Origin of the sequence: Nonomuraea fuscirosea (assembly GCF_035917475.1) — a bacterium.
In the GTDB taxonomy this organism is placed as follows: Bacteria; Actinomycetota; Actinomycetes; order Streptosporangiales; family Streptosporangiaceae; genus Nonomuraea; species Nonomuraea fuscirosea.
Map to the genome: position 1 here is coordinate 11,168,812 of NZ_CP109074.1, position 23,464 is coordinate 11,192,275.

Genomic DNA, 23,464 nt, shown 5'->3' on the forward strand with positions numbered 1-23,464 from the left:
CCCCGTTTCTGTGGATCGGACTCACACACTAAGCCTTCACCACAATCTGTGGGAGCGACTTAGGGATGCGGCCGTCTCGCCGATGGCCGGCACCACGCCGCCGTGCGCCAGGTCGGCGGCGAGGCGGCAGGCCGCGCTGATGCCCTGCGCCCTGGCGGCGCCGTGGGCGATGACGACGGTGCCGTTGAGGCCGAGCAGGACGGCTCCTCCGTGCTCCTCGGCGTCGAGGCGGCGGCGCAGGCCGCGGATGCGGGAGCGCTGCATGGCGGCGCCGAGCCGGGCCACCCTGCTGTCGCCGATGCTCTCCCTGAGCTCGGTGAACGCGTAGCGGACCGCGCCCTCCATGGTCTTGAGCGCCACGTTGCCGGTGAAGCCGTCGGTGGTGATCACGTCGACCTTGCCGGTGAGCAGGTCGTGGCCCTCGACGTTGCCGGCGAACTGGATGCCGGGGGAGCCCTGCAGCAGCTCGTGGGCGCGTTTGACGAGCTTGTTGCCCTTCTCCGCCTCGCTGCCGATCGTGAGCAGGCCCACCTTGGGGTCCTTGATGCCGTGGGCGAGCTCGGCGTACGTGGCGCCGAGGTGCGCGAACTGCACCAGCATCTCCGGCTTGACCTCGGCGTTGGCGCCGGCGTCCAGGAGCACGGTGGGGGCGGGCAGCGTGGGCAGCGCGACGGCGATGGCCGGTCTGAGCACGCCCTGCTGGCCCTTGAGCCGGAGCCTGCCGGTGGCCACGATGCCCGCGGTCGATCCGGCGGACACGACCGCGGCGGCGTCGCCGCGGCGGACGAGGTGGCAGGCGACGGCGATGCTGGAACGGGGGCGGCGCAGGCTGGCCAGCGCGCCCTCGTCCATCGCCAGGGCCTCCTCGGCCCGGACGATCGGGACCTCCTTGGTGGCGTCGTGGTCGGCGAGCGCCTCGTAGAGCACGCGCGGGGAGCCGACGAGGACGACGGCCAGGCCGCGTTCGCGTACGGCGTGCACGGCACCCGCCACGATCTCGTGGGGTGCGTGGTCGCCGCCCATGGCGTCGAGCGCGATGGGCCTGCTGTCGGACACTGATCACCTCGTACGGCATCGAGCCCGCCGTCACGGCTTGGCCGGTACGCGGGCTCGGTATGTCCGCATCGCAGGCGAGGCAGGTGCCAGGTTAACCGGCGGGTAGGCCCTGTTGGTTCCCTGGAGGGCACGTTCCAGTCATGTCCGGGCCGGCGGCGGCCCGGTCCTGGGTCCGGTCCAGGCGGCGCGCCGGGTCCGGGGCTTCGCGCCGGCCGTCCGCTAGTGCAGGTTCCAGTCATCCTTGCCGCGGGTGACGATCACCTTGGAGAACTTCGAGGACCCGGTCACCCGGATCAGCGGCCCGTCGCCCTGGGACCCGCCCGTCACGTTGCGCTTGCCGAAGATCGAGTTGCCTTCGTCGATCACGTTGGCGTTGTCGGGCACGCGCACGATCACCTTGCTGAACCGCGCGTCCGTCTCGACGGTGATCTCGCGGCCCGGCAGCACGGCCTCGGACAGGTCGATGATGAGCGCGCCGAACCTGGCCGACAGCTTGACGTGCCTGGAGGCCACCCAGTGGCCCTTGCGCACCATCTTGCTGAACTTCGAGTCGATGACCTGCCGTTCGATGCCGGCGGGCGGGCTGGAGGCGGACACCTCGGGCAGGTCCCGGGTGAGGGGGACGAGCTCGCCGACGGTCTTGGCCGTGTAGGCCACGTCGAGGCGGTCGGCGTGCTCGACGCTGGTGAGTCTTCCTGTGGCGAGCGCCTCGCCGAGCACCGCGGCCACGCGGTCGCGGTCGGCGTCGGAAGCGCGAAGCTGCGGATCGTTGGTCACGGTATAGGAGTTTATGCCGGATCGCGATATGTCGCGAGTGTCCCGAACCTCAAGGAAAACTTGGAGCCCAGCGGAACCGGTGACGCCGCTGGGCGCGTCCGGGTATTAAGGACCGTAGACGCGCGACAGGGTCGTGAGGTTTACACCCGATCGAACAAAAAAGATGGGAAAGGCCTAGTGATCTTGAACCAGGCAGGCACCCGACGCTTCAAGGCGTACACGTCCAAGCACCTTGACGAGCTTCTGCGGCGTGCAGGGCTGGGTGACGACGAGCGGCTCAAGGTCCGCGCGGTCGCCACGGTGCTGCCCTTCCGGACGAACGCCTACGTCGTCGATGAACTCATAGATTGGTCTGCCGCGACCGACGACCCCATATACCGGCTGGTCTTCCCGCAGGCGGACATGCTGCCCGCGGAAGACGTGGCCAGGCTGGCCGACCTGCTGAAGGCCGAGGCCCCGAACTCCGAGATCCAGGCCGAGGCGAACCGCGTTCGCGCCCAGCTCAACCCGCATCCCGCGGGTCAGAAGGAACTCAACGTCCCGAGGATCGGCGACGAGCCCGTCCCCGGGTTGCAGCATAAATATCCGGAGACCGTGCTGATCTTCCCTAAACAGGGGCAGACCTGTCACGCCTACTGCACCTACTGCTTCAGGTGGGCGCAGTTCGTCGGCGACGCGGACCTGAAGTTCGCCTCCGACGACATCGGCCAGATGGTCGACTACGTCCGCCGCCATCCCGAGGTCACCAGCGTGCTGATCACCGGCGGCGACGCGATGATCATGGGGGAGCCCGTGATCAGGCGCTACATGGAGCCGCTGCTCGAACTGGAGCAGCTCGAATCCATCAGGATCGGCACCAAGGCGCTGGCCTACTGGCCGCAGCGGTTCACCACCGACCCCGACGCCGACGCCACGTTGCGCCTGTTCGAGGAAGTGGTGGAGGCGGGCAAGAACCTCGCGTTCATGGCCCACTTCTCCCACCCGCGCGAACTGGAGTCGCCGCTGGTCGAGTCGGCCGTCCAGCGCATCCTCGGCAGCGGGGCCACGATCAGGACCCAGGCGCCGCTGATCAGGTCGATCAACGACGATCCGGCCGTGTGGTCGGGCATGTGGCGGCGGCAGCACCGGATGGGGATGATCCCGTACTACATGTTCATCGAGCGTGACACCGGGCCCCAGGACTACTTCGCGGTGCCGCTGGCCCGCGGGTACGAGATCTTCAGGGAGGCCTACTCGTCCGTATCGGGGCTGTGCCGCACGGTGCGCGGGCCCTCGATGTCGGCCACGCCGGGCAAGGTGTGCGTCGACGGCGTCACGGAGATCGCCGGGGAGCAGGTCTTCATGCTCCACTTCATCCAGGCCCGCGACCCGTCGCTGGTGGGCCGGCCGTTCTTCGCGCGCTACGACCCGTCCGCGGTCTGGCTGACGGATCTGCGCCCGGCCTTCGCCGACCGTTTTCCGTTCGAGCCGGCCGAAGCGCTCCTTCCCGCCTGACCGGTCGCGCGCGTCCACCGCGACCGGAAAGAAACGCACCCCCGGCCCGCGACTTTTTTACGCGACCCTTTGTTCGCGGGCCGGCGGGGGCGTCCTCCGTGCGCACGCGCGTGTTCACGCGCGTGCGCACAATATCGAAACAAGGCCCTCCTATTTCCCGGTTTGTCTCTCCGCTCAACGCTCCCCCTTTACTCGGTAACCGGCCTGCAAACCCCTGCTACATGGGGATTCATGCGCCTGCGGCCGATCAATGCGAGTGATAGAACTGCTGGCGTAGCTCAGCCGTAGCGGCACGCTTCGTGTGGTGCCCATAGCGCGCACGCCACGGCATACGGGGGTTATCGATTCGCATTTCCACCGCATTCGAGAGCGATCGATCACGAGCCGGGAAGGCAATCATGAATCGAGTAGTCAAGACGGCTATGGCCGTCACAGCATTCGGTCTGGCCGCGGCGGCGATGGCCGTGCCCGCGCAGGCCGAAGTTCAATACAGCATCGCCAGGTACGCTCCCATCGACGGCCAGGGGGCGGGCACCGCCGCAGCCGGCAGCCCGCTGGGCGGCCTCCTGAGCGGCCTGGCCGGCAAGGGTCTGCTGGGCGGCCTGCTGGACGGCCTCAAGGCCAAGTCCGCCGCCAAGCCGCCCACCCAGATGACGGAGGCGGAGCTCGACGCCGCCGCCGAGAACCAGGCCGAGCAGGGCATCTCGGCGAACGGCTTCGAGGACATCACCCAGGACGGTGGCCCGCTGCCCGAGCTGTCGCCCATCGTCGGCGGCTTCCCGCTCACCACCGGCAGCAGCCTCACCGGCTCGCTGCCCGTCCTGTCGGGCGCGGCCCGCATGGCGCAGCCGGCGACGCCGTCGGTCAAGGCGGGCAAGCAGGGTCGCGGCGAGGCCGCGGCCACCGGCACGTCCGCGCAGAGCGCGATCACCGGCCTGCTCGGGTCGCCCGCAGGGGGCGCGGTGACCCAGCTGCACGCCACCAGCCTGCTGCCGGCCTCCGACAGCGGCACCGTCATGGCCGGCACCACCAAGGGCTTCCAGTCCCTGTCGGCCGACCTCGTCCTCGGCGGTCTCGGCCAGGCCGCGCAGCGCGCCCTGCCGAACGCCACCGGCGGCGGGCTGGCCCCGATGATCGGGCACGTCGCGCCCGCCGAGATGGCGCCGGTCGTCGAGGCGCTGCCCGCGACCTCCCAGGCCGCGGCCATGGACGACCTCGCCCCGCTCGTCGAGGAGGGCGCGGGCTTCGTCCAGGCCCGCGGGACCAGGGCCGCCGGCTCCTACAGCGACGTCATCACCGCCCTCGGCTGGACCACCGACGCGCTGACGAGCTCGGTGCGGGACCGCTGGGTTCGCGACTAAGACCGCGACGGAGGCGCTGATGAGCGAGGCCGGCCCGAGTCCGGCAGTACGGTTCGCGGGCGTCCTAGGTGCCGACGCCCGGGCACCGGACCCGCCGGCGACGTGGCGGCCCGCTCGCGTGCCCCAGCTGTTCCCTGACGGCGGGTCCCGCATCGGGATGCTGCCACACTGACGCGGCAGGTCGCCGGGGCTCCCATGAGGTGCCGGGCGCCCGGGACACTGACGCGCGACGGTTGCGAGGCTCCCGCGAGAGCGGGCCGCCTCATCACGGGCCTGGGCGGACGCGCCCACGGCCAGGGCGCGGGCGCCGCTACTGCAGGGCAGCGGCGCCGCCCCACGTCGCCAACCCCTTGTGGTTGGCGGCGCTTTTCGTTGTACGGGGACATGCCCTCCCTTCGTCTCGCCGTCCTGGGCGCGGGTTCAGGGTGGCTGTGGTGGCCGTGGAAGGCGCGAGGGGCGGTTATTCGGCCCCGGGGCGTGGGGGGTCTTCCCGGGGCGTCATAGCGGCTCTGAAGGCGTGGCGGGTCAGGGGAGGCGGGTCAGGGGAGGCGGACGCCTGTGCGGCGGGCTATCTGGGCCTGCAGGCGGGCCATCTGCCAGTGCAGCTCGAGAAGCTGCTCGGCGAGCTGCATCCTCGGGATCTCGGACACCTCCTCGGTGGCCAGGTGGTCAATCGCGGCCGAAAGCTCTGCCATCGCGAGCCCCCACTCCATCACCGTTCCTCGGATCGAATTGACGTTCGAATCCTATCGGAACGGCAGGCTCGGTGTCAGTCTTTTGCCCCTCGGGTCGCGGGAGTTTCGTACACAAGATCGAACTCCTGATCGGGGGGCCTGGGCTCGCGTGGCGGCGGCGCGCCACTGGATCACTCCGCGCGAAGGCGCGAGAGATGGTGATCGAGCAGCGCCGCGACGTCGTCCGGGGTGTAGTGGCCGACCAGGGTGGGGTTGACGATGCCCTGGGCGAAGGCGTAGAGGAGGCTCGCCTCCTTGGCGGCCTCCAGGTGGGCGGCGAGTTGGCCGGCGCTCTGGGCGGCGCTGATCTGGTCGGTGAGGAACGACAGCAGGGCCGCGTACCCCGCCCGCATCGCGGCCGCCTGGTCCTCGGACACGACCGAGCTCGCCTGGAACGCCAGCCCGATCCGGTTGAGGTAGCGGCGCTCCTCGTCCAGCGGCAGCAGCTCCAGGATGGTCGCGCGCAGCACGTCGAGCGGCGTGGTCCGGTCCGCGGCGACGGCCGCCACCCGTTCGCCGATCCAGATCGCGATGCGCTCCAGCGCCAGCAGCAGCATCTGGTCCTTCGTCGTGACGTAGTACTGCACCGCCCCCATGGACATGCCGGCCTCGGCGGCGACCTCCCGCAGGCTGACGCTCTCCATGCCCCTGGCGTGGATGACGCGGTGCACGGCCTCGGCGATGTGCCGCCGCCGGGTGTCGTGGTCGACGATCTTCGGCATGTTCCGTCGCTTTCTCATGCGGGTGCATGGTAAAAACCGGCACGTTCTTTTATCATGCGACTGTATGACAACAAAAGTTCTGATCATCGGGATCGGTACGCGTGGGGACGTGGCTCCGTACGCGGGCCTCGCGGTGCGGTTACGCGAGGCCGGGCACGAGGTGACGATCGCCGCGCACGAACCCTACGCGGAGCTGGTGACCGATGCGGACCTGGCGTGCGTCCCGCTTGCAGGAGACCCGCTCACCGCTCTGGCCGGCGGCTTCTCCATCAGTGCCTTCAGGGAGTACAGCGAGCAGCTCGTGGAAGGCCTGGCCGGGCTCAGCGAGCGGGAGGCCGACGTGCTCCTGCTCGGCGTGGCGGGCGCGCCCGCCTGTCACGTCGCCGAGGCGATGGGTGTGCCGAGCATGGGGGTGCACCTGCAGCCGGTCGATCCCACCGGGGAGTTTCCGCCGGTCATGAGCCTGCTCCAGCGCTCGCTCGGCCGGTGGGGGAACCGCAGGGCGGCGCGGCTGGCGTTCGAGGTGCCCGCCGCGGGCCCGCTGCTGGCCGGGCTGGGCGTGAGGATGCGGGCCCGGCTGGGTCTGCCCCCGATGACCCCGCGCGCCCTCTACCGGCGCAGGGAGAGCACGCGCTGGCCGGTCTTCCACGGGGTCAGCCCGCTGGTGCTGCCGCGCCCCGCCGACTGGCGGCCGGGGCTGGAGATCGCCGGTTACTGGTGGCCGCCACGGCCGCGGGGCTGGCAGCCGGACCCGGTGCTGCGCGACTTCCTGGCGTCGGGGCCCGCACCGGTCTTCGTCGGTTTCGGCAGCCTGGCCGGTACGCGGGCCGAGCAGCACACCGGACTGGCCGTGGACGCGTTGCGGCGGGCGGGGCTGCGCGGCGTGTTGCAGACCGGCGTGCGGGGGCGCCTCTCCGACGACGTGCTGGGCGTCGGCGACGTGCCGCACGACTGGCTGTTCCCCCGGATGGCCGCCGTCGCCCACCACTGCGGCGGCGGCACCACCGGGAGCGGGGTGCGGGCGGGGGTGCCCGCGGTGGCCGTGCCGGTCATGAACGACCAGCCGTTCTGGGCGTCCAGGCTGACGGCGCTCGGCGTGGCCTCGGCCGCGATCCCGTTCCGCCGCCTGACGCCCGCGCGGCTGGCCGCCGCGCTCACCGCGGCGGTCACCGACCCGGGTTACCGGCAGCGGGCCCGGGCTCTCTCGGCCGGGGTCTCGGCGGAGGACGGTGCGGCGCCCGTGGTCGAGGCGGTGGACCGGCTCCAGGCCGGCGACGGGCCCGGCCGCCGGCACGGATGACGGGCCGGCGGTGGTGGGTGACGTCCGACGTGAGCCGCCCTGCTGACAGGCCGGCGGCGGCGGATGACGTCCGACGTGAGCCTGCTGGTCGATCAGCCCTTGTTGTAGGCGGCGATGACCTCTTTCGGGTCGCCGTCCATTTTGATCTTGCCCTTGTGCAGCCAGATGACCCGGTTGCAGGTCTCCTCGATGACGCGCAGGTCGTGGGCGACCAGGAAGACGGTGCCGGCCGACTCGCGGATCTGGCGGATGCGTCCCTCGCTCTTCTTGCGGAACTCGCGGTCGCCGGTGGCCAGGGCCTCGTCGATGAGCAGGACGTCGTGGGTCTTGGCCGAGGAGATGGCGAAGCGCAGGCGGGCGCCCATGCCGGAGGAGTAGGTCGACATGGGCAGCTGGACGAACTCGTCGATGCCGGAGAAGTCGACGATCTCCTGGTATTTCTCCCTGACCTCGGCGGGCGTCATGCCCATGGCGTAACAGCCGAGGACGATGTTGCGCTCGCCGGTCAGCTCGCGCATGAGGGCCGCGTTGACGCCGAGCAGCGAGGGCTGGCCGTCGGTGTAGACGGCGCCCTCGTGCGGCGGCAGCAGGCCCGCGATGGCGCGCAGCAGCGTGGACTTGCCCGAGCCGTTGCGGCCCACGATGCCGATGGCGTCGCCGTGGTAGGCCACGAAGGTCACGCCCTTGACCGCGTGGACCTCTTTCATCTGCGGCCGCCCCTGGCGCTTCAGGATGCGCGTGAGGGCGTTGACCGCGTTGCCCTTCTCGTTGTCCGAGGCGGCGCCGTAGACGCGGTAGACGATGTGGAGGTCGTCGACGATGACGGTGGGAGTGCCCGTGGGTACGTCGAGGGGCCGCTTGCCCGGGGGCTCCGGGTTGGGATGCACTCTGACATCCTTGCCGGGGACGGCGGGCTTGTCGCCCTTCACCTGTGACAGCTCCTTGGTCAGTTCAGCCACGCCCGTACCTCTCCTCGGACCGCCAGAAGAACCAGAAGCCGAAGCCGAGTGCGAACACCGCCCAGAATACGCAAGACATCCACACCATCGGAGGCGGGTGGTGGCCGTACTCCGGGTTGTGGGTGGCGATGAGGATCTCGCGCATCCACTCGATGAAGGAGGCCGCCGGGTTGAGATACATCACGTTGGCCACCCACTGGGGCAGCTGCGCGGCGTCGACGACCTTGTCCTGGATCGAGAAGAAGACGCCCGAGGCGTAGAGCCACGTGCGGGTGATGAACGGCAGCAACTGGTTGAGGTCGCGCATCGTGGCGCCGAGCCGGGCGACCACCAGTCCGGCGCCGACGTTGAACATCGTCTGCAGCAGGAGCACCACGGGGATCATGAGCCAATACCACGTGGGCCACTCCTGGGTGGCGATCACGAGCGCGAGCAGCACGCCCATGGAGATGGCGAGTTGCTGCAGCTCCTGGATCGTGTAGGCCAGCGGCAGCGACGCCCTGGGGAAGTGCAGTGCCCTGATCATCGACAGGTTGCCGGAGATCGACTTCGCGCCCGCGGTGACCGTGCGCTGCGTGAAGGTGAAGATGAACATCCCGGTCAGCAGGAAGGCCGGGTAGTTGGCGATGTTCTTGTTGCCGCCCAGGATGAGGCCGAACATCAGGAAGTAGATGCCGGCGTTGAGCAGGGGCGTCAGCACCTGCCACAGCTGGCCCAGCGCGGAGTTGGAGTATTTCGTGACGTTGCGTGAGGTCGCGTACGTCAGGATGAAATGACGCCGCTGCCACAGCTGGCGCAGGTAGACAGGAAACCTCGGCCGTGCGATGGCACGGCGAAGCCCGTATCTCTTGGCGAGCTTGGCCAGCGGCTCCTGCCCGCTTCGGCCGCCCGCCTGGGCGTCCGCTACAGCGGATTCCGGCTGGCTCATGGCAAGGACTCTATTGGATCCCGGTCGGTGGAGTGCCTGTCACGCGGGTCGGCGACAGTCTGTTGGACGGGGCTTGGCGACGCCGGGTTCCAAGGCGTCGTCAAGACCTGCTCAACCGTAGCCCAGCGAGGCGGGGTGTGGTGGCAAGGGCGCGACCACCGTCGTGTAGGGGGTATTTTTCATCGACTGTTCACGTCCGGGCTCTACCCTCTATCGTTGTTTGGGCTGTTTGTACGTTTCTGGGCTGAATGCCCGTGACGGTGGATAGGCACACGTGTGACCGAACTGCAATGCGCCAGAGACTCCCTGGTGGCAAGTAGTAAGGGATAGTCGCGATCGACTGGCAGGGCGTCGGGCTGGTTTGACCATGTCAGCCAAATCCGGGGGGATACCAGGAACCCCCCGTCAGGCTGCTCCGGATCACCGCAGCTCAGCGCTTGGCGCCCACCTGTAGAGGGAGGAATTCTTTCACCATGCGTGTTACTAAGGGCGCACGGATCGTCGCCGGTACCGCGCTGCTCGCCCTCGCGGTTGCCGCGTGTGGCGGCGGTGCCTCGGACAGCGGCGGCACTGCCGCGGGCGGCGGGGAGACGCCGGTCCGCATGGAGATCGGTGAGCCCCAGGAGCTCCTGAACCCCCAGAACACGACCGAGACCGAGGGCTCTGAGGTCCTCGCCGCGGTGTTCTCGCCGCTCGTACGTTACGACGAGAACAAGCAGCCGGTCGAAGAGGCCGCCGAGTCGATCACCACGACGGACAGCAAGGTCTGGACGATCAAGCTGAAGTCCGGCTACACGTGGCACGACGGCACGCCGGTCACCGCAGCGGACTACGCGCGCGCGTGGAACTTCGCCGCCCTCCAGGACAACGCCATGAGCTCGTCCTACTTCTTCGGTCGCGTCGACGGGTACGAGGACGTGCACCCGGGTGAGGGCAAGACGCCGTCGGCCAAGGAGATGAAGGGTCTCAAGGTCGTCGACGACTCCACGCTAGAGGTCACCCTCGCTGCACCGTTCTCCCAGTTCAAGACGATGCTGGGCTACACCGCCTTCTACCCCATGCCGAAGTCGGCCATCGGCCCCGATGGCAAGGTGACTCAGGCCTTCGGTGAGCAGCCGATCGGCCAGGGCCTGTTCAAGCTGGACAAGCCCTACAAGAAGGGCACCGACCCGACCATCGAGCTGTCGGTCTACGACAAGTTCCCCGGAAAGAAGCCCACGGGCTGGACCAAGCTCCAGTTCAAGGTCTACACCAGCTCCGAGACCGCCTGGAACGACCTGCAGGCCGAGAACCTGGACATCCACGACTCGCTGCCTGCCACGGCCATCTCGACGGCCAAGCAGGTGCTCGGTGACCGGTACTTCGACGAGCCCGACGCCTCCATCGGCTACATCGGCACCCCGCTGAAGTACAACAAGGACTTCCAGAACGTCGACGTGCGCAAGGCCATCTCGATGGCCATCGACCGCAAGACGATCACGGACACGGTCTTCTCCGGCACCCGTTCGCCGGCCGACGACTTCATCAACCCGGCCATCCCCGGCTACCGCCAGGGCGCGTGCGAGGCGTGCACGTACAACCCGGCCGAGGCCAAGAAGCTGTACGAGGCCGCCGGCGGTCCGAAGACCATCGAGCTCGGCTACAACAACGACGGCGGCCACAAGGAGTGGATCGAGGCCGTCGCCAACAACCTGCGCGCCAACCTGGGCATCGAGGTCACTCCGAAGCCGTTCGAGAAGTTCCAGGGCATCCTGGACGCTCTGGACTCCAAGGAGTACAAGGGCCTGTTCCGGATGGGCTGGGCGATCGACTACCCGGCGGCCGAGAACTACCTGACCCCGATTTTCGGCACCGGCGCCATCGGCACCGGCTCCAACTACGGCGGCTACTCCAACAAGGACTTCGACGAGCTGGTGGCCAAGGGCGACCAGGCCACCGACTCGGCCGAGGGCCTGAAGTTCTACCAGCAGGCCGACGACATCCTGCTCAAGGAGCTTCCGTACATCCCGGTCTACTTCTACCGGAGCAACTTCGGGCACTCGACGAAGGTCAAGAACGTCAAGCTCAACCTGCTCAACCAGATCAACTGGGCTGACATCGAGAAGGCCTGACGTCATTCGCCAGGTGGGCGGCGGCTCCCGCCGTCCACCCGTCGGATGGCTGAACTTGGAGGCAGCCACTCGAGCCGGGTAAACCACGGACTCCGGGGGCTGCCTCCAAGTGTGTACCGGAGGGCTTGAATGGGCCGATATGTCATTAGGCGACTGATCCAGGCGATACCCGTCCTGCTCGGCGCCACGCTACTCATCTTCTGCATCGTCTTCGCACTGCCCGGAGACCCCATCGCGGCACTGTTCGGGGACAAGCGCCCGGACGCCGCGATCGCCGAGGTGCTGCGCGAGCAGTACCACCTCAACGATCCGCTGCTGCTGCAGTACTGGTACTACATCAGCGGCGTCCTCTTCCGCGGTGACTTCGGCGTGAACTTCGCCGACATCCCGGTGTCCCAGATCATGGCCGGCAAGTTCCAGATCACGCTGAACCTCGCGCTGACCGCCCTGGCCATGGAGGCCGTCATCGGCGTCGGCCTGGGCCTGTGGGCGGCGCTGCGCCGCGGCAAGGCCACCGACACCATGATCCTGGCCTCGACGCTGCTGCTGATCTCGGTGCCCACGCTGGTGACCGGTTTCGTGCTGCAGCTCCTGCTGGGTGTGAAACTCAAGCAGTGGACCGGAGCGGACATCTTCCCCGTGGCGGGCACGTTCGCGGGCTGGCGCAGCTACCTGCTGCCCGGCTTCGTGCTCGCGGGGACGTCCATCGCGTACCTGACCAGGCTCACCAGGACGAGCCTGGCGGAGACGCTGAGGGCGGACTACATCCGCACGGCCACGGCCAAGGGCCTGTCCAGACGCCGGGTCGTCGGCAGGCACGGCCTGCGCAACGCGCTGATCCCGCTGGTCACCTATCTGGGCGCCGACCTCGGCAACCTGATGGGCGGCGCGGTGATCACCGAGACGATCTTCAATCTCCAGGGGATCGGAAACCAGCTCTTCACGTCGGTGTACCTGCGCGAACAACCCGTCGTCGTCGGTATCGTCACCGTACTGGTGCTGGTCTACATCCTGGCCAACCTGGTCGTCGACTTGTTGTACGCCGTGCTAGACCCGAGGATCCGCTATGAGTAACCCAACCCCGCCGGTCGGGCCGGGACTCCCGGAGACGCAGACCATGGTCTCGGACACGGTGACCGCGCCCGCGCCGCACCGTCAGGGCAAGCACAAGCAGGCCAAGGGCGGCAAGCCCGCGAGCCTGTGGACCGACGCCTGGTACGACCTCAGGCGCCGGCCGATGTTCATCCTGTCGGTGGTCATCATCCTGATCCTGCTGGTCATGTCGTTCTGGCCGCAGCTGTTCACCTCGGTCGACCCGTTCAACGCCAGGACGTGCGACCTGTCCACGGCGCGGCAGACGCCCAGCGCGGGTCACCTGTTCGGACGCGACAGCCTCGGCTGTGACGTCTACTCCAGGACGATCTACGGGGCCCGCAACTCGATCGTGATCGGCGTGCTGACCACGATCATCACCACGCTCGTGGGCGGGCTGCTCGGCATCATCGCCGGTTACAAGAGCGGCATGGTCGACACGGTCTCCTCGCGGCTGACCGAGGTCTTCTTCGCCATCCCCCCGATCCTGGGCGCCCTGCTGATCGCGGCCACGTTCCGCGGCCGGGCCAACAGCATCCTGCTGGTCATCATCGCGCTGGCGGTGCTCGGCTGGCCGATGACGTACCGCATCATGCGGGCGGCCGTGATCACGGCGAAGAGCCAGGACTTCGTGGTCGCGGCCAGGGCACTGGGCGCGGGAGCGGGCCGGATCATGTTCCGTCACCTGCTGCCCAACTCGGTGGCCCCGGTCATCGTCGTGGCCACGATCAACCTGGGCGGATTCATCGCGGCCGAGGCCGCGCTGTCCTTCCTGGGCGTCGGCGTGCAGTCGCCGGACATCTCCTGGGGCCTGATGATCGCCGACGCGCGCAACAGGTTCCTGGAGGCGCCGCTGCCGCTGATCTTCCCGGCCGTGTTCCTGTGCGTCACCGTGCTGGCGTTCATCATGATGGGCGACGCCGTGCGCGACGCGCTCGATCCGAAGCTCAGGTAGGAGGGAGGATCAAAGTGACGAAGACGACTCCGGACGCGTTGCCCGCCGAGGGAGGGCCGGGCGACGGGCCGCTGCTCGCCGTCGACAACCTGCACGTGGAGTTCCAGACCCGCGCGGGCGTCGTGCGCGCGGTCAACGGCGTGAGCTACACGGTCGGCGCGGGTGAGACCCTCGCCGTGCTGGGCGAGTCGGGCTCGGGCAAGTCCGTGACGGCCCAGGCCATCATGGGCATCCTCGACATGCCGCCGGCGGTCATCCCCAAGGGGGAGATCCGCTTCAGGGGCACCGACCTGCTCAAGCTGTCGGAGGACGCCCGCACGCAGGTGCGCGGGCAGCGGATCGCGATGATCTTCCAGGACGCGCTCTCCGCCCTCAACCCGGTCTTCACCGTGGGCTGGCAGATCAGCGAGATGTTCCGGGTGCACCGGGGCATGTCCAAGGCCGACGGCATGAAGAAGGCCGTCGAGTTGATGGACCGGGTCCGCATCCCGGCCGCCAGGCAGCGCGTGCACGACTACCCGCACCAGTTCTCCGGGGGCATGCGCCAGCGCATCATGATCGCCATGTCGATCGCGCTGGACCCCGAGGTGCTGATCGCGGACGAGCCGACCACGGCGCTGGACGTGACCGTCCAGGCGCAGATCATGGAACTGCTGGCCGAGCTGCAACGCGAGAGCCAGATGGGCCTGATCCTCATCACCCACGACCTCGGCGTCGTGGCCGACGTGGCCGACAAGATCGCGGTCATGTACGCGGGGCGCATCGTGGAGAACGCCCCCGTGTACGACATCTACAAGGCGCCCGCGCATCCGTACACGAAGGGCCTGCTGGACTCGATCCCCAGGGTCGACCTCAAGGGCCAGGAACTGTACGCGATCAAGGGTCTGCCGCCCAACCTGCTGGACCTGCCGTCGGGCTGCTCGTTCAACCCGCGGTGCCCGTACCGGCAGGACAACTGCGTGACCGACGCCCCCCCGCTCTACGAGATCAGCGGCGTGCGCAGCAGCGCCTGCCACTACTGGAGGGAGGTCCTCGATGGCGAGCGGCAGTGAGCGCATTCTCGAGGTGCGCGACCTGGTCAAGCACTTCCCGCTGACGCAGGGCATCCTCTTCAAGAAGCAGATCGGCGCGATCAAGGCCGTCGACGGCGTCTCGTTCGACCTGAACAGGGGCGAGACGCTGGGCATCGTGGGCGAGTCGGGCTGCGGCAAGTCCACCCTCGCCAAGGTGCTGATGGCGCTGGAGCGGCCCACCTCGGGCTCGGTCAAGATCGACGGCCGGGACATCGCCAAGGCCAAGGGCAGCGAGCTCAAGCGCATGCGGCGCAACATCCAGATGGTGATGCAGGACCCGTACACCTCGCTGAACCCCCGGATGACCGTCGGCGACATCATCGGCGAGCCGTACGAGATCCACACCGAGGTCGCCCCCAAGGGTGACCGGCGCACGAAGGTGCAGGAGCTGCTGGAGGTGGTCGGACTCAACCCCGACCACATCAACCGCTACCCGCACCAGTTCTCCGGCGGGCAGCGGCAGCGCATCGGCATCGCCCGCGGGCTGGCGCTGCAGCCGGAGATCATCGTCTGCGACGAGCCGGTCTCCGCGCTCGACGTGTCGATCCAGGCGCAGGTCATCAACCTGCTCGAACGGCTGCAGAACGAGTTCAACCTGGCCTACATCTTCATCGCCCACGACCTGTCGGTGGTGCGCCACATCTCCGACCGGGTCGGCGTGATGTACCTGGGCAAGTTCGTGGAGCTGGGCAAGGACACGGAGATCTACGACCGGCCGGCGCATCCGTACACGCAGGCGCTGCTGTCGGCGGTGCCGGTGCCCGACCCCGAGGGCCGGGAGCAGCGGGAGCGGATCATCCTCCAGGGTGACCCGCCGTCGCCCGCCAACCCGCCGAGCGGGTGCCGGTTCCGCACGCGGTGCTGGAAGGCGCAGGAGATCTGCGCGGAGGAGGAGCCGCTGCTGCAGATCCGGCCGGGCACGGCGCACGAAAGCGCCTGCCATTTCGCCGAAACCCACGATGTGGTGCACGTAGGCTGATTTCTTTTCTGGAGGGTCCATCTGTTACGGCGGCGCCGGGTTGCCCCGGACGCCGTACGTGGCTGATGGCCCTCCAGGGAGACGCCGGCTGAACCCGTCAGTGGCGGGCCGCCGTCACGGCGCTCTGTGGGCCCCGTGACGTGGTTCAAAAGCCGGACCACGTTCCGGGGCTCAGCGGGTGGCGATGATCGCTGAGCCGTGGCCGAACAGGCCCTGGTTGGCCGCCAGGCCGACGCGGGCGTTCTCCACCTGGCGCGGCCCCGCCCGGCCGCTCAGCTGGGCGGTCAGCTCGCAGAGCTGGGCGATGGCCTGGGCCGGGATCGCCTCGCCGAACGAGGCCAGGCCGCCCGACGGGTTGACCGGGATGCGGCCGCCCAGCGCGGTCTGGCCGTCCCGGAGCAGCTTGTCGGCCTCGCCGGGCGGGCAGAGGCCGACGTCCTCCATCCAGTCCAGCTCCAGCGCCGTGGACAGGTCGTAGACCTCGGCCAGCGACACGTCCTGCGGGCCCAGGCCCGCCTCCTCGTAGGCCGCGTGCGCGATCGCGGCCCTGAAGGGCCGGTGGCCGGGCGGGGGCTCGGTGACGCGGGAGTCCGTGGCGAAGTCGGGCAGCTCCAGCACCGTGTTCGGGAAGGTGGGCGTGACCGTGGAGACGGCGGCCAGGCGTACCAGGGTGCCGCCGTGGCGGCGGGCATACCCCTCCGAGGCCAGGACCACCGCCGCGCCGCCGTCCGAGGTGGCGCAGATGTCCATCAGGTGCAGCGGGTCGGCCACCATGGGGGAGGCCAGCACCTGCTCGGCGGTGACCCGCTCGCGGTAGCGGGCCATCGGGTTGAGCGAGCCCGCGAGCGCGTTCTTGACCTTGACGGCGGCGAAGTCCGCCGGCGTCGAGCCGTGCACGGCCATCCGGCGGCGGGCGTAGAGGGCGAAGTAGGCGGGGTTCGTGGCGCCCAGGAGGCGGAAGCGCAGCCAGTCGGGGTCGTCGGGGCGGTCGCCGCCGACCGGTTTGAAGAAGCCCTTCGGGGTCGCGTCCGCGCCGATCACGAGGGCGACGTCGCACAGCCCGGCCAGGATCCTGGCGCGGGCGATGTCCAGCGCCTGGGCGCCCGACGCGCAGGCCGCGTAGCAGGAGGCGACCCTGGCGCCCGACCAGCCCAGTGCCTTGGCGTAGGAGGCGCCGGAGACGAAGCCCGGGTAGCCGTTCCTGATGGTGTCCGCGCCGACCACGAACTGCACGTCCGTCCAGGCCAGGCCGGCGTCCTTGAGCGCTTCGCGGGCGGCGGCCACGCCGTAGTCGAGGAACGGGCGGCCCCACTTGCCCCACGGGTGCATCCCGGTGCCCATCACGACCACGCTCACGACGCTCGCCTCCAGCGGTGCGGCACTGTCACGGGCCTCATGACGTTCGCCTCCGGCGGTGTGCCCCTCATGACGCTCGCCTCCAGCGGTGTGCCCCTCATGACGCTCGCCCCCACATCCACACGAGCGGGCCGTCGGCCAGGGGGCCCGAGGTCAGCTCCAGTTCCATGCCGACCGTGAGCTCGTCCACCGTCAGGCCCTTGACCTGCCCGAGCACCACGATCCCGACCTCGTCGAGCTCGACGGCAGCCAGTGCGACCGGCTCGTACGGCTGCGCGGCCACGTACGGCGCCGGCGGCGGGTAGCAGGCGTTCGTGTACGACCAGACGCGCCCGCGCCGGGGCAGCCGGAACACCTCCATGTCCGTGCTCGTGCACCGGGGATCGGGGCACGAGTCGTGCCGTGGCGGGAAGCAGACCGTCCCGCAGGCCGGGCACCGGGTGCCCAGCAGGCGGACGCCCTCTTCCTCGATGGCGAACCAGCCGTCGATCGCGTACGTCATAGCCGGAGTATCACACAAGCGCTTGCTAGGTTACATCCCTTCGCCGTCCGCGGCGGCGCAGCACCACCCGTGCCGACATCACCGCCATCAGCATCAGCATGCCGCCCACCACCGGCATCCGGGTGGCCGGCACGGGCCCGTCACCGAAGTACGGCCCTGGGCCGGCCATGGCCGTGACCGGCACCGCCAGCCGGTCCGCCGTCCGCAGGGCGAGCAGCGCGTCGACCACGCCGTGCCCGTAGGCGGGGCTGTAGCCGCCCGACGGCCGCCGCCCGGTGCCCAGCTCGATGGCCCGGCGCACGTGGTAGGGCGACATGTCGGGATGCGCCGCCCTGATCAGCGCCGCGATGCCCGCGACCATGGCGGCGGCCGAACTGGTACCGTCGCCGACCACGTACGAGGTGCCCGCGTCGGCCGTGACGATCTGCGTGCCGGGCGCCACCACCGAGACGTAGTCCTGCTTGTTGGAGAACCGGGCCACCTTCATCCGCCGGTCGACCGCGCCCACCGCGATCACCCCCGGATAGGCGGCGGGGAAGTTCTTCCTGTTGGCGGTGGCCCCGTCGTTGCCCGAGGAGGCCACCAGCACCGCTCCCTTGCTGATCGCGTGCTGGACGGCCTCCTCCTCCGCCGCGTACCCCTCCCACGCGCCGCTGCCGCCGCCGAGCGACATGCTGATGACGTCGGCGCCGTGGTCGGCCGCGTACCGGATGCCCTTGGCCAGCGCGTCGCGCCAGCCGGAGAGCTGCCTGCCGCGCCGCGGGTCGCCGTTCTCCAGCGTCACCCGCACCGACAGCACCGTGGCGGCGGGGGCCACGCCCATGATCCCGCTGCCGTCGCCGTGACCGCGGCCCGCGATCAGGCTGGCCATGGCGGTGCCGTGCGGGCCCCACGGCCGGTCGCCCGTGCCGGTCAGGTCGGGGCCCTCGATGACGGCGCCGCGCAGGTCGGGGTGGTGCGCGTTGACGCCGGTGTCCAGGACGGCCACCACCACGCCCTCGCCCTTGCTCACCCGCCACGCCTCGGGCAGCCGCAACGTGCCCAACTGCCACTGCCCGGCCCGCGCCGCCTCCCCCAGATCCCCGACGTCATCCACCACATCCGCCACCCCGACAACGCTCGCCGCGCCTGCGATGCCGGTCGTGTGGGCGGTGCTGGTCGTGTCGGTGGTGCTGGTCGCGTGGGCGGCGGTGCCGGGGACGGCGATGACGGCCGCCAGGCCGGTCACCAGCGTCGGGACGATGAGCCGCCTCATCGGGTCAGCGCCTGGTGCAGGACCGTCGCCAGTTGCCGGGCCGCGTGGCGCAGCCGGGCCACGGCGCCGTCGCCCGGCCGGTACGTCCGCCCGTCGGCGTATCCGGCGGCCGTCGCCACCACATAGCGCTCGTCGGAGTCGACCACGACGCCGGTGAAGTACTGCCGATCGCCAAACCGCTCGGCCGCTCCGCCGGGGAAGGCAACCGGCCGCACGGTCGCGGGCCGCCCCGCGTCGGCGAGAACGACTCCGGGACCGGCCACGGACCCGGCCACCACACCGGCCGAGGTCCCGGCCCAAGACCCGGCCACCACACCGGCCCAAGACCCGGCCGCGAGATCGGCCGAGGGTCCGGCCGCGAGACCGAATCCCAGGTCGGCGGACGACCCGGCGGTGCGCTCGGCCCCCGGATCGGTGGCGGTGGTCGTGCGGCTGGCGAGGACGGCGATGCCGACGGTGACGACGAAGGTGCGGGTGCTGTCCACGTACGTGGCGCGTAAGGCCGTGCGGCAACTCGAACGTACGGCGGCGGGCTGGAAGGCGCGCCGGCAGGGCGCCTCGGGGGCGACTCCGGCCAGCACGTACGTGACCCGCGCCCCCGAAGGGCTGGAGCCGGGCACCGAGTCGGGGAAGACCCGGGCGACCGGCCACGCGTGCCAGCGCTCTGAGACGGTCGGCGCCGATGAGGGCCAGACCGCGGCCATGATGGACAACAGCACAAGGGACAAATGGAACATGTCAACCTCGAACGGGAGGGGAGGGACCTCCGATCTGTTCCGCATTCTGACACGAGAGCGTTCAGACATTCCGACGCTTCGGTAAACAGACCGATACGCGGAGTAATTCCGATCTATGGCTTTCCGCCTACGGTGTGGGCGAAAGTCGGACATGTGCCCCAGGCGGGAGCCCCAGGCGCTGGGCCGCGTCACCGGAGTTGATCGCGATGGCGATCAGCCCGGCCGAGTCCGCGAACGCGACCAGTTCCCCCGGCGGCACAGCCGCGTACGTCTCACGGAAGGGAAGCGCGAGCTGCCGCCGCCCCAGCCACACCCCCAGCGTGTCACCCACCCGCACACCCAGCGCCTGAAGGTCGCCGGCCGCTATCGACAGCTGTGTGTTGCCGTACCGGTCGACCGAGACCACCTCGCCCTCCACCGAGCCCTCGCGCAGCTGCGAGGTCGGCTCGGGCAGCGACACCAGCCTGGCCAGCGGCACCTCGGGCCCCAGGTCCGCGGTACGCAGCCCGCCGAACAGCCGCCCCGCGACCGGCGCGAACACGTCGCGCCCGTGGAAGGTGGGCGAGACCGGATGCAGGAAGTGCGCGGAGTTGCTGATCTCGTACGCCGCCACCGGCCCGCCACTGGCGTGCACCGCCCACGACAGCAGCCCGTTGTCGGGACCGATGAACACCCGGCCGCCCGCCTCCACGGCCACCGCCCGCCTGGCCCCGCCCGCGCCCGGATCGACCGCGCCGATGTGGATGCCCTGCGGCAGGTAGGGGATCGTCTGGGCCAGGACCGCCGCTCCGCGCCGTACGTCGCCGGAGGGGATCAGGTGGCACACGTCGATCACGCGGGCCGCGGGAGCGATGCCGGCGATCACCCCGTGACAGGCCGCCACGTAACCGTCTTCGAGCCCGTAATCGGTGAGGAGCGTGATGACAGAGGTCACATTTGGTGACTGTACGTCCCGCAATCCACCGTGAACAGCCGCCAATCCGCCGTGAACGGCCGCACTCGGCACATACGATGGCCTCGGGCCGCGTGCGAGCGACGTGACCGACGCTCGCCCCTTTCGAGGAGGACACCATGGGAGCACCGCTCAGCGGTGACAATGCTGCCCAGGAACCGTCCCGACAACCCCTCTCACAACGCGACATCGAGCTCCTCGCCTTCGAGCGCCAATGGTGGCGCTACGCGGGCGCGAAGGAGCAGGCCATCAAGGAGAGCTTCGGTTTCTCCGCCACGCGCTACTACCAGCTGCTCAGCGAACTGATCGACCGGCCGGAGGCACTGGAGCAGGACCCCATGCTGGTCAAGAGGCTGCGCCGGCTACGCTCCACCCGCCAGCGCGAGCGCGCCGCCAGAAGGTTTGGCATGCGCCCCTGACCGGCTGGGTACGGCAGCCGCGTGAAGAACATCCCTGGAATCGAAGCGATCTTGCGTGATCCGGCGGGCGCCGTGATCGGGCTCGACTTCGACGGCACACTGTCGCCGATCGTGCCCGATCCGGCCAAGGCTGTGATCCACCCGGAAGCGCCCGAAGTACTCGCCGACCTGGGCGCTCACGTCCTCGCGGTGGTCGTCGTGACCGGCAGGCCCGCGGCCACCGCGCTGGAGCTCGGCCCCGGCCTGGCCGACGTGGAGGGGCTGGTCGTGCTCGGGCACTACGGCTTCGAACGCTGGGAGGACGGCCGCGTCTCCGCGCCCCCGCCCCCGCCAGGGGTGCCCAGGGCCGAGGCGGAGCTGCAACTGCTGCTCGGCACGCTCGATCTGCCGGGCGTCGTCATCGAGGACAAGGGCCGGGCCGTGGCCGTGCACACCAGGCGCAGCCCCGACCCCGAGGGCGCGCTGGCCGTGCTGCGCGAGCCGCTGGCCAAGCTGGCCGCGAAGCACGACCTGGTGATCGAGCCGGGGCGCATGGTGCTGGAGCTGCGGCCGCCAGGCATGGACAAGGGACACGCGCTGAGCCTGTTCCTGGCCGAGAAGGCGGCGAGGTCGGTGATGTTCGTGGGTGACGACCTGGGCGATCTGGCCGCGTTCGACGCCGTACGCGCCTCCGGGCTGCCCGGGGTGACCGTGTGCAGTGGCTCCGCCGAGGTGACGGCGCTGGCCGAACGGGCCGACATCGTAGTGGACGGGCCGCAGGGTGTGGTGGCGCTGCTGCGTGAGCTGGGGTCGGCGTTCAGTCGTTCGTGATCGGGCTGCAAGTCGCACTTCCTAGAGTCGGTCCCATGTCCAAGCGCCATCTCGCCGTCGCGACCCTGACCGCGATCACCCTCCTGGCCGCACCTTTCCCCGCGTACGCCGCGAACGCCACCAGCGGCACGCACGCCGCGAACGCCACCAGCGACGCGTCCACTCAGCCCCTCAAGCTCAGGGGCGGGCTGACGCTCCATCTGCCGATCAAATGGGCGGTGCACCGGGTCAGCCCCGACTGGATCCACGTGGTCACCGGCAGATGCGCCAAGCCCTCCGGCGGTTACGGCACCCCCGGCTGCCGCGGCTTCTGGGTGCTCGGCCCCAAGGCCATCAAGCACGGCAATGAGCTCTTCCACGCCTACGACGGGACCAGGCCGTTCTACCCCGCGACCGACGTGCAGCAGTGTCCGAGCAACGGCAAGTGGGGACAGGTCCTCGGCTCGGCCAAGGTCAAGGGCCTGCGCCGGCTCGGTCCCGGGCACAAGGCGGCCTACCGCGAGTGGCGGGCGAGCTGCGTCTCGTACGCGAACGGCAAGGTGAAGTCGCGCTACACACAGCGCGAGTGGTACCTGCCGAAGACGAGGATCCTCGTCGTCGACCAGTGGAGCACGCCGGGCCTGTCCGCCGCGCTCAGGAACGCCGACTGGAACTGAGCACCCCGGCCACGGCCAGGCCGATGAGCACCGGCACCAGGAGGAACGCCTTCCAGGTGCCGAAGCCGTCGGCGAGCGCGCCGAGCGCGAGCGGGCCGGCCGCGATGGCGGCTCCCGCCCAGATCGGCGACGCCGCCGCCGCCAGGTCGGCCCGGCCGCCCGCGCCGGCGATCAGCCCCGACAGCGCCAGCGGGAAGTGCAGCGAGGCGCCGAGCCCGCAGACCACCAGCCCGGCGTAGGAGAGTGCCGGGTGGGTGCTCAGCCAGAACAGCAGCCAGCCCGCGAACGCCACCGCCAGCGCCCCCACGAACAGCGGCACCGTGGGCAGGCGCAGCGCCAGCTGCGCCCCGGCGAACCGGCCGGCCGCCAGCCCGCCCACGAACGCCGTCAGCCCCGTGGCCGCCGCGGCCGCGCTGAGTCCCGTACGGCCGGCGAACAGGTCGGCGGCCCACAGGTTGAACGTGAACTCCATCGCCACGCAGCAGAACAGCACCAGCCCCGCCAGATGGAACCCCCACCCCGGCCTGCCCACCGCCTCCGCGTCCCCATCCGCACTGGCCGCTCGCCCCGGGCTCCCGCCCGGACCGGCCACCGTCTTCGCGTCCACGCCGGCCCCGGCGGCCCCGGCGGCCTGGTGCGGGCCGGGCGGCGGCGGGGGCCAGACGCGGCCCATGAACAGCGCCAGCAGCACGCTCACGACCGGCGTGACCAGCAGCGCCGCGCGCCAGCCGAACGCGGTCTGGGCGACCACGCTGAGGCAGAACGTCATCCCCATGCCCACCACCACGCCGACGGCGTTGGCCTCGCTGATCGCGGCCGGTCCCGCCGGGCCGTGGTGGTCGCTGAGCGCGGCCATGGCGGTGTAGAGCATGATCGCGCTGAACCCGCCGGAGACGCCGTACCCGAGCATGGTCAGCGGCAGGGCGTCGGCGGGGACGATCACGAGCAGGCCGGCGTTCATCCCGGCCAGGCCGATCCAGGTCGTCGCGCGCCGGCCGAACCTGCGGGTGAGCGCCGGCAGCAGCAGCCCGGCCGCGATCGTGCCCGCGGCCATGGCGGTGCCGTGCAGGCCCGCCACGGTGGCCGGGACGCGCAGGTCGGCGCGGAGCAGCGGCAGGGCGGCGCTCAGGCCGTACATGTAGGTGGCGAACGCGCTGAGCTGGAGGTAGATGAGCCAGGTCGGGCGATCTCGGATCAGCCGGATGGGCGGTAAGACCATGCTCACCCGGCAGCCTC

General features: G+C 70.1%; 23 protein-coding genes. 11 read left to right on the forward strand and 12 right to left on the reverse strand.

All coding sequences use genetic code 11. The features are described from left to right. Positions 1–36 precede the first annotated feature (36 nt). Complete coding sequence (gene plsX, locus OIE67_RS51570) at positions 37–1,056, reverse strand: phosphate acyltransferase PlsX (protein WP_326634509.1); 1,020 nt, start codon at positions 1,054–1,056, stop codon at positions 37–39. 219 nt (positions 1,057–1,275) lie between these two features. Continuing rightward, positions 1,276–1,833 carry a DUF1707 SHOCT-like domain-containing protein gene (locus OIE67_RS51575; protein ID WP_326634511.1) on the reverse strand — a complete coding sequence of 186 codons (558 nt, stop codon included), beginning with the start codon at positions 1,831–1,833 and terminating at the stop codon, positions 1,276–1,278. 177 nt (positions 1,834–2,010) lie between these two features. On the opposite strand from OIE67_RS51575, the gene OIE67_RS51580 reads away from it, so the two are divergent. Both OIE67_RS51580 and OIE67_RS51585 read left to right on the forward strand, forming a co-directional pair. Further along, positions 2,011–3,327 (forward strand): KamA family radical SAM protein, encoded by a 1,317-nt coding sequence (locus OIE67_RS51580; RefSeq protein WP_326634513.1) that lies wholly within the window; start codon positions 2,011–2,013, stop codon positions 3,325–3,327. Positions 3,328–3,749: 422 nt separating this feature from the next. Further along, positions 3,750–4,688, forward strand: coding sequence for a hypothetical protein (locus tag OIE67_RS51585; protein WP_106250565.1), 939 nt, complete (start codon positions 3,750–3,752; stop codon positions 4,686–4,688). A 539-nt stretch (positions 4,689–5,227) separates the two neighbouring features. Here the strand turns inward: OIE67_RS51585 and OIE67_RS51590 are convergent. Together OIE67_RS51590 and OIE67_RS51595 are read right to left on the reverse strand one after the other, a co-directional pair. Next, the gene (locus tag OIE67_RS51590) at positions 5,228–5,383 is read right to left on the reverse strand and encodes a hypothetical protein (RefSeq protein WP_181308554.1); all 156 of its coding nucleotides are present in this window, start codon (positions 5,381–5,383) and stop codon (positions 5,228–5,230) included. Positions 5,384–5,553: 170 nt separating this feature from the next. Further along, positions 5,554–6,162, reverse strand: coding sequence for a TetR/AcrR family transcriptional regulator (locus tag OIE67_RS51595; protein WP_326634520.1), 609 nt, complete (start codon positions 6,160–6,162; stop codon positions 5,554–5,556). Between the two features lie 46 nt (positions 6,163–6,208). On the opposite strand from OIE67_RS51595, the gene OIE67_RS51600 reads away from it, so the two are divergent. Then, positions 6,209–7,444, forward strand: a complete 1,236-nt coding sequence (locus tag OIE67_RS51600) for a glycosyltransferase (protein WP_326634522.1) — start codon at positions 6,209–6,211, stop codon at positions 7,442–7,444. Positions 7,445–7,536: 92 nt separating this feature from the next. On the opposite strand, the gene OIE67_RS51605 is transcribed toward OIE67_RS51600, so the two are convergent. Together OIE67_RS51605 and OIE67_RS51610 are read right to left on the reverse strand one after the other, a co-directional pair. After that, on the reverse strand, positions 7,537–8,403 hold the full coding sequence (locus OIE67_RS51605) for an ABC transporter ATP-binding protein (RefSeq protein ID WP_181308528.1): 867 nt from the start codon (positions 8,401–8,403) through the stop codon (positions 7,537–7,539). Then, complete coding sequence (locus OIE67_RS51610; RefSeq protein WP_326634525.1) at positions 8,396–9,331, reverse strand: ABC transporter permease; 936 nt, start codon at positions 9,329–9,331, stop codon at positions 8,396–8,398. The genes OIE67_RS51605 and OIE67_RS51610 overlap by 8 nt, the downstream gene beginning before the upstream one ends. A gap of 473 nt (positions 9,332–9,804) precedes the next feature. Between OIE67_RS51610 and OIE67_RS51615 the strand changes: the two genes are divergently transcribed. The 5 genes from OIE67_RS51615 to OIE67_RS51635 all read left to right on the forward strand — a co-directional run bounded on the left by OIE67_RS51615 (position 9,805) and on the right by OIE67_RS51635 (position 15,541). Continuing rightward, positions 9,805–11,442 (forward strand): peptide ABC transporter substrate-binding protein, encoded by a 1,638-nt coding sequence (locus OIE67_RS51615; RefSeq protein ID WP_326634527.1) that lies wholly within the window; start codon positions 9,805–9,807, stop codon positions 11,440–11,442. A 129-nt stretch (positions 11,443–11,571) separates the two neighbouring features. After that, complete coding sequence (locus OIE67_RS51620) at positions 11,572–12,516, forward strand: ABC transporter permease (protein ID WP_326634529.1); 945 nt, start codon at positions 11,572–11,574, stop codon at positions 12,514–12,516. Further along, positions 12,509–13,489: an ABC transporter permease gene (locus OIE67_RS51625; RefSeq protein WP_326634531.1), complete on the forward strand. Its 981-nt coding sequence runs from the start codon at positions 12,509–12,511 to the stop codon at positions 13,487–13,489. Before OIE67_RS51620 ends, OIE67_RS51625 begins: the two co-directional genes overlap by 8 nt. A gap of 14 nt (positions 13,490–13,503) precedes the next feature. Beyond that, positions 13,504–14,541, forward strand: a complete 1,038-nt coding sequence (locus OIE67_RS51630) for an ABC transporter ATP-binding protein (protein ID WP_326634533.1) — start codon at positions 13,504–13,506, stop codon at positions 14,539–14,541. Beyond that, complete coding sequence (locus OIE67_RS51635; protein ID WP_326634535.1) at positions 14,525–15,541, forward strand: ABC transporter ATP-binding protein; 1,017 nt, start codon at positions 14,525–14,527, stop codon at positions 15,539–15,541. Before OIE67_RS51630 ends, OIE67_RS51635 begins: the two co-directional genes overlap by 17 nt. A gap of 171 nt (positions 15,542–15,712) precedes the next feature. Here the strand turns inward: OIE67_RS51635 and OIE67_RS51640 are convergent, their stop codons facing one another. From OIE67_RS51640 to OIE67_RS51660, 5 genes are all read right to left on the reverse strand, one after another. Further along, positions 15,713–16,897, reverse strand: coding sequence for a lipid-transfer protein (locus OIE67_RS51640; protein WP_245956537.1), 1,185 nt, complete (start codon positions 16,895–16,897; stop codon positions 15,713–15,715). 97 nt (positions 16,898–16,994) lie between these two features. Continuing rightward, positions 16,995–17,399, reverse strand: a complete 405-nt coding sequence (locus tag OIE67_RS51645; RefSeq protein ID WP_326634540.1) for a Zn-ribbon domain-containing OB-fold protein — start codon at positions 17,397–17,399, stop codon at positions 16,995–16,997. Positions 17,400–17,424: 25 nt separating this feature from the next. Further along, on the reverse strand, positions 17,425–18,654 hold the full coding sequence (locus OIE67_RS51650) for a S8 family serine peptidase (protein ID WP_326634542.1): 1,230 nt from the start codon (positions 18,652–18,654) through the stop codon (positions 17,425–17,427). Next, on the reverse strand, positions 18,651–19,382 hold the full coding sequence (locus OIE67_RS51655) for a hypothetical protein (protein WP_407674812.1): 732 nt from the start codon (positions 19,380–19,382) through the stop codon (positions 18,651–18,653). Before OIE67_RS51655 ends, OIE67_RS51650 begins: the two co-directional genes overlap by 4 nt. 136 nt (positions 19,383–19,518) lie before the next feature. Then, complete coding sequence (locus OIE67_RS51660) at positions 19,519–20,325, reverse strand: SAM hydrolase/SAM-dependent halogenase family protein (RefSeq protein WP_326634545.1); 807 nt, start codon at positions 20,323–20,325, stop codon at positions 19,519–19,521. Between the two features lie 137 nt (positions 20,326–20,462). On the opposite strand from OIE67_RS51660, the gene OIE67_RS51665 reads away from it, so the two are divergent. The 3 genes from OIE67_RS51665 to OIE67_RS51675 are packed head-to-tail and all read left to right on the forward strand — an operon-like array spanning position 20,463 to position 22,228. Continuing rightward, a complete protein-coding gene (locus OIE67_RS51665) occupies positions 20,463–20,762 on the forward strand; it encodes a DUF3263 domain-containing protein (protein WP_106250585.1) in 300 nt (99 codons plus the stop codon). Between the two features lie 21 nt (positions 20,763–20,783). Continuing rightward, entirely contained in the window at positions 20,784–21,572 is a 789-nt protein-coding gene (otsB, locus tag OIE67_RS51670; protein WP_326634547.1) for a trehalose-phosphatase, read from the forward strand. Positions 21,573–21,607: 35 nt separating this feature from the next. Continuing rightward, positions 21,608–22,228 carry a hypothetical protein gene (locus OIE67_RS51675; RefSeq protein WP_326634548.1) on the forward strand — a complete coding sequence of 207 codons (621 nt, stop codon included), beginning with the start codon at positions 21,608–21,610 and terminating at the stop codon, positions 22,226–22,228. Here the strand turns inward: OIE67_RS51675 and OIE67_RS51680 are convergent. Then, a complete protein-coding gene (locus OIE67_RS51680) occupies positions 22,206–23,447 on the reverse strand; it encodes an MFS transporter (protein ID WP_326645754.1) in 1,242 nt (413 codons plus the stop codon). The two genes, OIE67_RS51675 and OIE67_RS51680, sit on opposite strands and share 23 nt — an antisense overlap. Positions 23,448–23,464: the final 17 nt, after the last annotated feature.